Source organism: Streptomyces pratensis (genome assembly GCF_037137275.1).
Lineage (GTDB): Bacteria > Actinomycetota > Actinomycetes > Streptomycetales > Streptomycetaceae > Streptomyces > Streptomyces pratensis_B.
On record NZ_JBBBEN010000091.1, the window covers coordinates 11,979 to 24,204 of the forward strand.

Below are 12,226 nucleotides of genomic sequence, written 5' to 3' on the forward strand. Positions count from 1 at the left end.
CGCCGGCGCGCGCACCAGCGGCCGACGACCCCCGTACGCCCGCGCCCCGCGCCCCCTCGGATGCGCCCGCGCCCGCCGTTGTGCGCCCGCGCCGCGGCCGCCGTACGGCCACGCCCCCCGTACGGCCACGCCCCCGGCCCTCGTACGATCGTCGGCATGAGCCGTACCGAAGCCCCGCCGCTGCCCGAGCCCCTGCGGGTTCCGGTCGCCGACTCCCACACCCACCTGGACCTTCAGGACGCCACCGTCGAGGAGGCGCTGGCCAGGGCCGCCGCGGTGAACGTCACGACGGTGGTCCAGGTGGGCTGCGACGTGGCCGGCTCCCGCTGGGCCGCCGAGACCGCGGCCGCCCACCCGTCCGTCCACGCCTCGGTCGCCCTGCACCCCAACGAGGCCCCGCGCATCGTCCACGGCGACCCGGACGGCACCGCCCGTCAGGGGGCGCGGGAGCCCGGCGGCCGGGCGGCGCTGGAGGAGGCGCTCGCGGAGATCGACGCGCTGGCCGGACTCGACTGCGTGCGCGGCGTCGGCGAGACCGGGCTGGACTTCTTCCGTACGGGCCCCGAGGGCGTCGCCGCCCAGGAGGAGTCCTTCCGGGCCCACATCGAGATCGCCAAGCGGCACGGCAAGGCCCTCGTCATCCACGACCGGGACGCGCACGCCGACGTCCTGCGGGTCCTGGCGGACGCGGGCGCGCCCGAGCGGACCGTCTTCCACTGCTACTCCGGCGACGCCGAGATGGCCCGGACCTGCGCACGGGCCGGGTACTTCATGTCGTTCGCGGGCAACGTGACCTTCAAGAACGCCCAGCCGCTGCGCGACGCCCTCGCCGCCGCCCCCACGGAGCTGGTCCTGGTGGAGACGGACGCGCCCTTCCTCACCCCGGCCCCGTACCGGGGGCGGCCCAACGCGCCGTACCTCGTCCCGGTCACCCTCCGCGCCATGGCCGAGGTGAAGGGCCTGGACGAGGACACGCTGGCCGCCGCGGTCCACGACAACACGGCACGCGCCTTCGACTTCTGAGCGGCCCGCCGCCCTGCCGCCGCACGCGGCGGCCGTAGGCTTACCGGGTGAGCAGCACAGAGCCCGACGCCCTCCTGGGCCCCGCAGACATCCGCGAACTGGCCGCGAAGCTGGGCGTACGCCCCACCAAGCAGCGCGGTCAGAACTTCGTCATCGACGCCAACACCGTCCGCCGCATCGTGCGCACGGCGGAGGTCCGCGAGGCCGACGTCGTCGTCGAGGTCGGCCCCGGGCTCGGCTCGTTGACCCTGGCGCTCCTGGAGGCGGCGGACCGGGTCGTCGCGGTCGAGATCGACGCGGTGCTCGCGGCCGCCCTGCCCGCCACCGTGCGGGCCCGGATGCCGGAGCGGGCCGACCGCTTCGCGCTCGTCCACTCCGACGCGATGCTGGTGACCGAGCTGCCCGGCCCGGCCCCCACCGCCCTGGTGGCGAACCTCCCGTACAACGTGGCCGTCCCGGTCCTGCTCACCATGCTGGAGCGCTTCCCCAGCATCGAGCGCACCCTCGTCATGGTCCAGGCCGAGGTCGCCGACCGGCTGGCCGCCCGCCCCGGCAACAAGGTCTACGGCGTGCCGTCGGTGAAGGCCAACTGGTACGCGGACGTCAAGCGGGCCGGGTCCATCGGCCGCAACGTCTTCTGGCCCGCCCCGAACGTCGACTCCGGGCTCGTCTCCCTCGTGCGGCGCGCAGAGCCGGTCAGCACCACCGCGAGCCGCGCCGAGGTCTTCGCCGTGGTGGACGCCGCCTTCGCCCAGCGCCGCAAGACGCTGCGCGCGGCCCTGTCCGGCTGGGCCGGGTCCGCACCCGCCGCCGAAGCCGCGCTCGTCGCCGCCGGGGTCTCCCCGCAGGCGCGCGGCGAGGCGCTGACGGTGGAGGAGTTCGCCGCCATCGCCGAGCACAAGCCGGAGTCCGCGGTATGAGCGCCCCCGTGACCGTCCGGGTCCCCGCCAAGGTCAACGTCCAGCTCGCCGTCGGCGCCGCCCGCCCGGACGGCTTCCACGACCTCGCCAACGTCTTCCTCGCCGTCGGTCTCTACGACGAGGTCACCGCCGCCCCGGCCGACACGCTCACGATCACCTGCTCGGGCCCCGACGCGGCCCGGGTCCCGCTGGACTCCACCAACCTCGCCGCCCGCGCCGCCCGCGCGCTGGCCGAGCGGTACGGCATCGAGCCCGCCGTCCGCCTGCACATCGCCAAGGACATCCCGGTCGCGGGCGGCATGGCGGGCGGCAGCGCCGACGGGGCGGCCGCCCTGGTGGCATGCGACGCCCTGTGGGGGACCGGCGCGAGCCGTGACGAGCTGCTGGCCATCTGCGCGGAGCTCGGCAGCGACGTCCCCTTCAGCCTGGTCGGCGGGGCCGCGCTCGGCCTCGGACGCGGCGAGAAGCTGACCCCCGTCGAGGTCGGCGGGACCTTCCACTGGGTCTTCGCGGTGGCGGACGGCGGACTCTCCACGCCCGCGGTGTACGGGGAGTTCGACCGGCTCACCGCCGGCACGGAGGTCCCGGAGCCGACCGCGTCCCCCGCGCTGCTGGCCGCCCTGCGCTCCGGCGACGCCGGCGCACTCGCGGGGGCCCTGAGCAACGACCTCCAGCCGGCCGCGCTCTCCCTGCGCCCCGCCCTCGCCGCCACCCTGGCCGCCGGCACGGAGGCGGGCGCCTGGGCCGCCCTGGTCTCCGGTTCCGGCCCGACGACGGCGTTCCTCGTCCCCGACGATGCGGCGGGCCAGAAGGTCGCCGACGCGCTGACGGCTTCCGGGACCTGCCGCGACGCGCGCGTCGCGGTGTCGCCCGCGCCCGGGGCGCGCGTGGAGAGGTTCTGACGGGAGCCGCCGGCGCCCCGCGACGACCGTGGGGCGCGCGACCGGAGTGATCGCTCCCCTTCGGCAGGCCTCCCCGGAGGCCGGGGCGGCCGTGCGGGGCCCGGTCGGCCGTGGCGCCGCGTCCGGCTACGGGGCGGGCGGGGTGTAGGCCGGGTCGTTCTCCTGGTGCAGGTAGCCGTGGAAGCTGGTCGTGCAGTCGCTGAAGTCCTCCGCGAGCCTCACGGTGACCACGGTGGCGGCCGTGAGCGGTGCGCCCGGCCGGGGGCTGGTGGCGCATACGTACCAGCCGCCGTGGTCCCGGGGGAGGGTGACGTCCTTGTGCTGGGCGGCCGTCGTCACCCGCGCGGGGGGCACCTCCCGACGGTCCAGTGCGGCCCGCGCCTCCTGGTAGCTCCGGCTGTGCAGGGCGGGCATGACCGGACCGGGCACGGCGGTCGAAGTGGCTGCGGGAGTGTCCGGAGCCGTCACGGTGGGCGTGGCTGAGGGAGCGCCCGGAACCGTCGCCGGGGGAGTCTCCGGAGGCGCCGCCGTCGCCGTGTGCGTGGCCGCGGGCGGGGTCTCGGGGGCGCGGCCGTCGGTCTGTGTCCCGCCCCCGCACCCGGCCACGGTGAGCAGGGCGAGGAGGCCGACAGGGGTGAGGTGACGAGGAATCCGCACGATGTTGGTCCTCCGGTTCTCGGGAACGGCGAGTGGCGCGGCAGGTGGCGAGCGACCCGACGGACGGCCGCCGGCCCCCGGGGGATGTCCGGTTCGGCCGCCGGGTGCGGCAGGTGAGGCGCGCCCCGGGCACCGCGGGCCTCGACACCGGACGCGACGGGGGCGTGACCTATGTGCCGTCTCCCCCGGGGAGCGGCTTTTATGCTTCTTCCGCGGGTCAGGCCCGGGTCTGTCCGGATCTGCTCCTTCGGAGGGCGAAGGCCTGTTCGGATCGGCCTCCCGGGGCGGACACGGCCGGTCCTGACCGGCGGCGCGTACGGGGCCTCCCCGCCACCCCCTACTCAGACGCCGAACTGAGTATCCGGACCCTGCCGCCGGGCCCCCGCCGGCCGCGACCGTACCCGTACGGGACCAAGCGTTCGTGAACTCGCCGGGGCGACGCCCGCCACCCGGGACCGCTACGTCGACTTGCTGCCGGCGGCCCCGCACCGCTCGCCGTCACCGCCGCCTGGTGGGCCCGGGTCCCGCTGCGGATCGCCCTCGCGGCACCCCTCACCGCCGGGCTCGTCGCGGCCTTCCGCAGTTTCGAGCGCCCGACCGCCGCAGCGCCCGGCGCGGGCCACGGCCCCCTGGCGGCCCTGGCAGTGACGCTCAGCCTGCTCGGCGTGCTGGGCCTGTCCGCGGTCGGCCTCGGAGGCCTGCTGGAGGGGCGTACGGCCCCGCTGATCGTGGTCCCGGTCAGCGCTCCGACGGCCGTCGCGATGGTCCTCGGAGGCTGGCTGCTGGTCGAGCGGGCGGGCAGCGGGCCCGCGCGCGGCGGTCCCCGGCCCTGGAGGGGCAGCGGCGGGCAAGGCCGTGCGACAGGCCCCCCGCCGCCGCGCCGTACCCTGGGAGGGTCGAACCATCCCCCCCGGACAGGAGTGAAATGGCCGTCAATCTGGTCAATGTCGAGCAGGTCAGCAAGGTGTACGGCACCCGTGCCCTGCTCGACGGCGTATCCCTCGGGGTGTCCGAGGGCGACCGGATCGGTGTCGTGGGCCGTAACGGCGACGGCAAGACGACCCTCATCCGGATGCTCGCCAAACTGGAGGACGCGGACACCGGCCGTGTCACCCACAACGGCGGGCTGCGCCTCGGCGTCCTCACCCAGCACGACTCCCTGGACCCGAAGGCGACCATCCGCCAGGAGGTCATCGGGGACCTCGCCGACCACGAGTGGGCGGGCAGCGCCAAGATCCGCGATGTGCTCACCGGCCTCTTCGGCGGCCTCGCCCTGCCCGGCTTCGAGCACGGCCTCGACACCGTCATCGCCCCGCTCTCCGGCGGCGAGCGCCGTCGTATCGCCCTGGCGAAGCTCCTCATCGACGAGCAGGACCTGATCGTCCTCGACGAGCCCACCAACCACCTGGACGTCGAAGGCATCTCCTGGCTCGCCGGCCATCTGCGCACCCGCCGCTCCGCCCTCGTCTGCGTCACCCACGACCGGTGGTTCCTGGACCAGGTCTGCACCCGCATGTGGGACGTCCAGCGAGGCGCCGTCCACGAGTACGAGGGCGGCTACAGCGACTACGTCTTCGCACGCGCCGAGCGGGAGCGCATCGCCGCCACCGAGGAGTCCAAGCGGCAGAACCTGATGCGCAAGGAGCTGGCCTGGCTGCGCCGCGGCGCCCCCGCCCGCACCTCCAAGCCGCGCTACCGCATCGAGGCCGCCAACGAGCTGATCGCCGACGTGCCGCCGCCGCGCGACACCAGCGAGCTGATGAAGTTCGCCAACGCCCGCCTGGGCAAGACCGTGTTCGACCTGGAGGACGTGACCGTCCAGGCCGGGCCCAAGACCCTGCTCACCCACCTGACCTGGCAGCTCGGCCCCGGAGACCGGGTCGGCCTGGTCGGCGTCAACGGCGCGGGCAAGACCTCGCTGCTGCGCGCGCTGGCCGAGGCCGCCCGCACCCAGGGCGAGGAGCAGCCCGCCGCGGGGAAGGTCGTCGTCGGCAGGACGGTCAAACTCGCCTACCTCTCCCAGGAGGTCTCCGAGCTGAAGCCGAACCTGCGGGTCCTGGAGGCCGTCCAGCAGGTACGCGACCGGGTCGACCTAGGCAAGGGCCGCGAGATGACCGCAGGCCAGCTCTGCGAGCAGTTCGGCTTCACCAAGGAGAAGCAGTGGACGCCGGTCGGCGACCTCTCCGGCGGTGAGCGCCGCCGGCTCCAGATCCTGCGCCTGCTGATGGACGAGCCCAACGTCCTCTTCCTCGACGAGCCCACCAACGACCTCGACATCGAGACCCTGACCCAGCTGGAGGACCTCCTCGACGGCTGGCCCGGATCGATGATCGTGATCTCCCACGACCGGTTCTTCATCGAGCGCACCACGGACCGGGTGATGGCCCTCCTCGGCGACCGCTCCCTGCGGATGCTGCCGCGGGGCATCGACGAGTACCTGGAGCGCAGGCAGCGCATGGAGGAGGAGGCCACCCCCTCCGCCTCGCCCCGTCCGGCCTCCGCCCCCGCGGCGGCCCCCGCCGTCTCGGCGCAGGCGTCCCGCGCCGCGAAGAAGGAGTTGCAGAAGGTCGAGCGGCAGCTCGACAAGCTCTCCACCCGCGAGACCGCCCTGCACAGGCAGATCGCGGACAACGCCACCGACTTCGAGAAGGTCGCGGGACTCGACGCCGAGCTGCGCGAGCTCGTCACCGAGCGCGACGAGCTGGAGATGCGCTGGCTGGAGCTGGCCGAGGACGCCTGACGGTTCGTCAGGTCACAGGGGGGAAGCACACGATGACGCACCCGCCGTCCGGGAGCTCCGGTGAGCAGCAGGGGGCGTTCGGCGCGCCGTACGAGCCCCTGCCGGGCGCGTACGGGGACCCGTCGCCCGACCGGCCGCGGCCCGGCGCGCACGGCCACCAGGGGGCGTACGGCCACCCGCGGCCGCAGGCTCCCGCCGGCGCGTACGGGCAGCAGCTGCCGCCCACCGCGCCCCCCGGCCTCCCGCCGCCGCCCGGACCTGGCGGCGGCGGGCGGTCCGGGCGGCGGGCCGCCGGGCTCGTCGCCGCGGTGATCGCGGCGGCCCTGGTCGTCGGTGCGGGCGTCTGGTTCGCGGCGGGCGGCGACGCCGAGGACCCCGGGCCCGTCGCGGCGGGCCCGGGCACCGCTTTGCCGCAGTCCGAAGAGGCGACGGACCCGAAGGCACAGCCGTCGCCGGGGGCGCGCGAGCTGAACGAGGAACGCCGGGAGGGCGAGGCCCCGGTCCGGTGGATTCAGCGGAACGGGGTGGACCTGCCGGCGGGCGGCGCCTCCGCGTTCGGCCCCTGGACCGCTGGCGGCCTGGTGGCCAAGGCCCTCTACCGCACGGCGTCCGGCTACTCGCTCGCCGACGGCTCGCGGAAGTGGAGCCTGCGGCTGCCGGCCGACGTCTGCGCGGCGCCCACTCTGCCCACCACGGACGGGAAGATCGTCCTCGGGCTCAGGAGCGACACCACCGAGGAAGCCTCCTGCGACCGGCTCCAGATGATCGACCTGACCACCGGGAAGGCGGGCTGGACCGCCACGTTCGAACGCGCGGGCACCCAGGACGCGTTGTCGGACATCGTCATGGCGGTCAACGGCGACGTCGTGACCGTGGGCCGCACCACCCTCACCGACGCCTACCGGATCAGCGACGGCGAGCATCTGTGGGGAGAGCTGCCCGGGGCCTGCCAGCCGTACGGGCTCACCAGCGGAGCCGTGCCGCTGGCCGCGGTCGACTGCCGCGAGCAGCCGGTCGACGAGGCCGAGCAGGAGGTGCGGCGCGTCGACCCGGCCACCGGCCGGACCGTGTGGTCGTACAAGGTCAAGAAGGGCTGGGAGGTCGACCAGTTCTACTCCGTCGACCCGCCGGTCGTCTCGCTGCGGCAGAGCGACAAGTGGGCCATCGCGCTCCTCGGCGACGACGGCGTCCTCCGCGCCCAGCCCGACCCCGGCACGGACGACTACGAGGCCCGGTGCGCCGACGACCAGCGCAACGAGGGCGGAAACCTCGACAACTGCGTGGGGGTGGCCGCCGACTCCGACACGCTCTACCTCGCCACCAAGGCCGCCCCCGTCGACAAGGAGCCCACCAACGCCGTCGTGGCCTTCGACATGGGCACCGGCAAGAGGAAGTGGAAGGTCCCCGCGCCCGCCGCGCAGACCCTGATGCCGCTGCGGGTCGAGGACGGCAACGTCCTGATGTACCTGAGCCCGCCCGCCCCCGGGGGCGGGGGAGGCGGCATCATGGCACTCGGGCCGCAGGGCGGCGGCCTCCGGCCGGTGCTGCGGCACCCGGCGTCGGCGGCGACTGTCGAACGCACCTTCCACGAGCCGCTGGTCCAGTACGCCGACGGGCGTTCCCTGCTGATGCACGCCTACGTCACCGGGCCCACCGACGAGGAGGAGATCACCCTGCGCACGATGATCGCCTTCGGTGACTGACCGTCACCCGCCCCCGGTCGTAACGAGGTCATCACGAGGCGGTTCTCCCTTGGGAACAGGGGCTGGCCCGAGCCGGTGCCCGGTGGCGGGCCAGTGGTACAAAGAAGCCCCGCCCGACTGTCGTGACACCGCGGAAGCCATGCCCGATTCGCTCCTTTCCCGGGGGAAGTGACCCTCCGGGAATCGCGGGGGAGACCGTATCGGACACCGGCCCGCACGAAGGGGGACGTGCTGATGAGCCAGCCGCCCAGCCAGCCACCGCCGCAGGGAGGCTTCGGAGCTCCGCAGGAGCCGCCGCAGGGGACTCCTCAGCCGCCCCGGACGCCGCCCGGTCAGCCGCCACAGCCCTCCCAGCCCCCGGCCGGGCCTCCGCAGACGCCCCCGCCGGCCGCCCCGGCGTACGGCTATCCGCAGACGCCCCCCGAGAGCCAGGCCGGTTACGGCTACCCGCAGCAGCCGGGCCAGCCCCCCGGGCCGTACGGCCAGCAGCCCCCCGGGCCCTATGGCCAGCCGGCTCCGGGCCCCTACGGCGGCCAGCCCCCCGGCCCCTACGGCCAGCCGGCTCCGGGCCCCTACGGCCAGCAGCCGCAGCCCGGTTACGGCTACCCGCAGCAGCAGTACCCCGGCGCGCCCGTCCCCGGCGGGCCGGGCTCGGGCGGCGGCGGCTTCCTCCGGGGCAGGACCGGCATCGTGGTCGCGGCGGCGCTCGCCGTGGCCCTCGCCGCCGGCGCCGGCGTCTGGTTCGTGGTCGGCGGCGGCGACGACGAGGAGAAGAAGCCCGTCGCCGAGGCCGGCTCCGACCCCAAGGCGCCCAGCGAGTCGCCCACGGTCGACGAGGGCGACGGCGCCGGCGACGGCAGGGAGGTGGACGACGACCTCAACGCCGGACGCAAGGAGGGCGAGGCGAAGGTCGCCTGGCTCCAGAAGAACGACGTCGACGTGCCCCGCAACGGCGCGTCCGTCCACGGCCCCTGGTTCGCCGGCGGCCTGGTCGCCAAGGCCATGTACCGCGGCGTCTCGGCGTACTCCGTCACCGACGGCAAGCAGAAGTGGAGCCTGGAGCTCCCCGCCGACGTGTGCGCCACACCCGAATCCGCCACCTCCGACGGCAAGATCGTCATCGGAGTGAAGGACGGCACCACGGACCGGGCCAACTGCTCCGTCCTCCAGATGATCGACCTCACCACCGGCAAGACCGGCTGGAAGAAGACGGTCAAGAAGAACGGCACCTGGGACCTGATGTCGGACATCGGTCTGGCCATCAGCGGCGACACCGTCACGGTCGGGCGGACCAGCAACTCCAACGCCTACCGCGTCAGCGACGGCAAGGAGCTGTTCGGCAATCCCTCGGGGAACTGCAAGCCCTTCGCGTTCGCCGGCGGGGCGAAGCTGATCGCCGCGACCAGCTGCCGCACCGACGACGTCAAGAACCCGCAGCACCAGATCCAGGAGATCGACCCGGCCACCGGCAAGGCCAGGTGGACCTACCAGCCCAAGCGCGGCTGGGAGGTCGACAAGGTCTACTCGGTCGAACCGCTCGTCGTCTCCTTCAACCACGAGGAGAAGAAGCAGTGGGCGATCGTCGCGCTCACCGACGCGGGCAAGCTCCGCTCCCAGATCACCCCCGCCGAGGGCGACACGCTCACCGCCGACTGCGGGCGCGGCTTCTCGGTCTTCGGTAAGGACATCGAGGGGTGCAGCGGCGTCGCCGCCGACGCCGACACCTTCTACATCGCCACCAAGGACGACGGGAGCGGGACCGCCCGGACGAACAAGGTCATCGCGTTCGGCCTGGACACCGGCAAGCCCACGTGGGAGGCCCCCGCCCCGGAGGGACGCGTCCTGCGCCCGCTGCGGATGGAGGGCGACGACCTGGTGCTCTACATGCGGCCGAGGTACGACGCGAGCGGGGCGATCGTGACCCTCCCGCCGACCGGCGGGACCCCCAAGACGCTGCTGCAGCACCCGGAGTCGGTCGCCCGGATCGAGAACGGCTTCTTCTCGGCCAGGATCGCCTACGAGGACGGCCGCTCCTTCGTCTTCAGCGAGCGCGTGAGCGCGGGCAACGACAAGGAGGAGCTGGAGCAGACCACCCTGCTGGTGTACAGCAAGTGACGGTCCACGCCGGCATCCGACCGCGCCCGGCCCCCTCCGGGCGGGCGCGACGACCCCACCCCCTCTCGTCTCCCGAGGTACGCACGCCATGACCCAGCCGCCGCAGCAGCCACCCAACGAGCCCCCCAACACGCCCCCGAACGAGCCCCCGGCGCCGCCCGCGGGCCCCCCGGCCGGCCCGCCGTCCGGAGGGTTCGGCGCACCGCAGGACCCGCCGCCCGGGGGGTTCGGCGCGCCGACCCCGCCGCCCGCGGACCCCTTCGGCAAGCAGCCGTCGGCCGCCCCGCCCGTCGGCGGTCACGGCAGCCCGCCGCCCCAGCCGGGCGGCTACCCCACTCCGCCGGCCCCGCAGCCCAACGGCTACGGCTACCCGCAGGCGCCCCAGCCCCCGCAGCCCGGCTACGGCTATCCGCAGGGACCCGCGGGCCACCCCGGGGCGGGGCAGCAGGGCTACGGCTACCCGACGCAGCCCATGCACCCGCAGTACGGGACCCAACAGCCGGGCGGCGGCAAGAAGTTCGGCACCCAGATGCAGATCATCCTCGCCGCGGCCGTCGCCGTGGTGCTGATCATCGGCGGCGGCGTCGTCTACGCCACCATGGGCAGCGACGGCGGCGACACCACAGAGGCGTCCTCCTCCGGCGGCGGCGACGGCGGCAAGGGCGGCGCGGACAAGGGCGGCGAGGGCGGCGGCCTGGCCGGCGGGGTCGAGAAGGCCCCCGGCACCACCAAGGCCAAGGTCGCCTTCCAGGTCCCGGAGCCGAAGGTCACCGACGTCACCTCGGTCATGGGCTCCTGGCTCACCGACAAGGCGTACGTGAAGACGGGCGTCAACGAGGTCGTCGCCTACGACGGGGACAAGGGCGCCGAACTCTGGAAGCTCCCGCTGGACGGCGAGGTCTGCGGCGCCTCCCGGCACATGAGCGAGGACTTCAGGACGGCCATCCTCTTCAAGGAGGGCAAGCCGACCAAGGCGGACAAGTACCCGTCGTGCAACCAGGTCGGCGTCATCGACCTGACCACCGGCAAGCTGCTGTGGAGCAAGGGCGTCACCGCCGCCACCGGCGGCGACGAGCCGATCCGCTTCGACGAGGTCACGCTCAGCGGGACCACCGTCGCCGCGGGCGGCACCCGGGGCGGCGCGGCCTTCAAGCTGGAGAACGGCGCCGAACTCTGGAAGCCGAAGGTCAGCGCGGACGGCTGCTACGACACCGGTTACGGCGGCGGCGAGGCGCTCGCCGTGGTCCGCAAGTGCGGTTCGCACGACAGCCCGCAACTCAGCATCCAGGCGCTGAACCCGACGACCGGCGCGCCGCTGTCCTCCTACCAGATGCCCGCGGGCGTCGACTACGCGTCCATCGTCTCCACCAAGCCGCTGGTGGTCGCGGCCGACGTCGGCGACACCGCCGGCGACGGCAGCAGCATCTCCGACTTCTTCTCGATCGACGCGGCGACCGGCAAGCTGATCGTGCGCATCGCGGCCGACGCGGACACCTACGCGGCGCGCTGCGACGCCACCGACGTCGAGCAGTGCCAGCACATGGCCGTCGGCAACAACAGGCTCTACCTGCCGACCGAGGAGCACGACGGCACCGGGGAGTACGGCGACACCAACGAGATCGTCGCCTTCGACCTGACCACCGGCAAGCTGCTCGGCGGACGGGCGGACGCGGGCGACCGCTACACGCTCGTCCCCCTGCGGATGGACGGCGCCAACGTCATCGCCTACAAGGAGCCCCCCTACGACAAGGGCGGCCAGATCGTCTCCATCGACGGCGAGACCTTCAAGCAGACCCTGCTGATGGAGAACCCGAGCGACGAGGCGGTCCGGGACGCGGAGACCCGCTTCACCACCGACCACTCCGAGGTCCTCTACTCGCAGGGACGGCTCTACAAGTCGAAGGTGCTCATCAGCGAGCGCAGCAGCATCGACGCCGACAAGAAGCTGTATCTGGTGCTCGCCTTCCGCGCCGACTGATCCCCGCTTCGCCCCAGCACCAGGCCCTGCCGGCCGATCACCGACCGGCAGGGCCGATCGTTTTCCGGCCGCGGGACGCCCGCCCGGAGAGCGCCGACGAGCCGCGGGAGGCGAGAATTCGGCATTCCCGGGCGATCTTCGGCGGAAGGGCCGCGCCCTGTCGGGCAAGCGTGTAACTTGCCGGGGCA

At 74.1% G+C, this 12,226-nt stretch carries 8 protein-coding genes and 1 pseudogene; 8 read left to right on the top strand and 1 reads right to left on the bottom strand.

Features of this window, described 5'->3' with window-relative positions; all coding sequences use genetic code 11:
- Positions 1-156 precede the first annotated feature (156 nt).
- From V9U70_RS16210 to V9U70_RS16220, 3 genes are read left to right on the top strand one after another with little or no spacing between them, the layout of a single operon-like run.
- Positions 157-1,023 (top strand): TatD family hydrolase, encoded by an 867-nt coding sequence (locus tag V9U70_RS16210; protein WP_336675926.1) that lies wholly within the window; start codon positions 157-159, stop codon positions 1,021-1,023.
- Positions 1,024-1,070: 47 nt separating this feature from the next.
- Positions 1,071-1,943 (top strand): 16S rRNA (adenine(1518)-N(6)/adenine(1519)-N(6))-dimethyltransferase RsmA, encoded by an 873-nt coding sequence (gene rsmA, locus V9U70_RS16215; protein ID WP_336675927.1) that lies wholly within the window; start codon positions 1,071-1,073, stop codon positions 1,941-1,943.
- Positions 1,940-2,845 (top strand): 4-(cytidine 5'-diphospho)-2-C-methyl-D-erythritol kinase, encoded by a 906-nt coding sequence (locus V9U70_RS16220; RefSeq protein ID WP_336675928.1) that lies wholly within the window; start codon positions 1,940-1,942, stop codon positions 2,843-2,845. The genes rsmA and V9U70_RS16220 overlap by 4 nt, the downstream gene beginning before the upstream one ends.
- A 126-nt stretch (positions 2,846-2,971) precedes the next feature.
- Here the strand turns inward: V9U70_RS16220 and V9U70_RS16225 are convergent, their stop codons facing one another.
- Positions 2,972-3,502, bottom strand: coding sequence for a hypothetical protein (locus V9U70_RS16225; protein ID WP_336675929.1), 531 nt, complete (start codon positions 3,500-3,502; stop codon positions 2,972-2,974).
- A gap of 467 nt (positions 3,503-3,969) precedes the next feature.
- Between V9U70_RS16225 and V9U70_RS16230 the strand changes: the two are divergent.
- From V9U70_RS16230 to V9U70_RS16250, 5 genes and pseudogenes are all read left to right on the top strand, one after another.
- Positions 3,970-4,317 (top strand): annotated as a pseudogene (locus tag V9U70_RS16230) (acyltransferase family protein); the annotation flags it as partial.
- A 110-nt stretch (positions 4,318-4,427) separates the two neighbouring features.
- Positions 4,428-6,242, top strand: coding sequence for an ABC-F family ATP-binding cassette domain-containing protein (locus V9U70_RS16235; protein ID WP_336675931.1), 1,815 nt, complete (start codon positions 4,428-4,430; stop codon positions 6,240-6,242).
- A 32-nt stretch (positions 6,243-6,274) separates the two neighbouring features.
- A complete protein-coding gene (locus V9U70_RS16240) occupies positions 6,275-7,945 on the top strand; it encodes an outer membrane protein assembly factor BamB family protein (protein WP_336675932.1) in 1,671 nt (556 codons plus the stop codon).
- Positions 7,946-8,179: 234 nt separating this feature from the next.
- Complete coding sequence (locus V9U70_RS16245; RefSeq protein WP_336675934.1) at positions 8,180-10,060, top strand: outer membrane protein assembly factor BamB family protein; 1,881 nt, start codon at positions 8,180-8,182, stop codon at positions 10,058-10,060.
- A gap of 88 nt (positions 10,061-10,148) precedes the next feature.
- Positions 10,149-12,038, top strand: a complete 1,890-nt coding sequence (locus V9U70_RS16250) for an outer membrane protein assembly factor BamB family protein (RefSeq protein ID WP_336675935.1) — start codon at positions 10,149-10,151, stop codon at positions 12,036-12,038.
- Positions 12,039-12,226 lie beyond the last annotated feature (188 nt).

Excerpts from the sequence above, each read along its gene's own strand:
- V9U70_RS16240 (WP_336675932.1), top strand. The coding sequence starts at position 6,275 with ATGACGCACCCGCCGTCCGGGAGCTCCGGTGAGCAGCAGGGGGCGTTC.
- V9U70_RS16250 (WP_336675935.1), top strand. The coding sequence starts at position 10,149 with ATGACCCAGCCGCCGCAGCAGCCACCCAACGAGCCCCCCAACACGCCC.
- V9U70_RS16235 (WP_336675931.1), top strand. The coding sequence starts at position 4,428 with ATGGCCGTCAATCTGGTCAATGTCGAGCAGGTCAGCAAGGTGTACGGC.
- V9U70_RS16220 (WP_336675928.1), top strand. The coding sequence starts at position 1,940 with ATGAGCGCCCCCGTGACCGTCCGGGTCCCCGCCAAGGTCAACGTCCAG.
- V9U70_RS16210 (WP_336675926.1), top strand. The coding sequence starts at position 157 with ATGAGCCGTACCGAAGCCCCGCCGCTGCCCGAGCCCCTGCGGGTTCCG.
- V9U70_RS16245 (WP_336675934.1), top strand. The coding sequence starts at position 8,180 with ATGAGCCAGCCGCCCAGCCAGCCACCGCCGCAGGGAGGCTTCGGAGCT.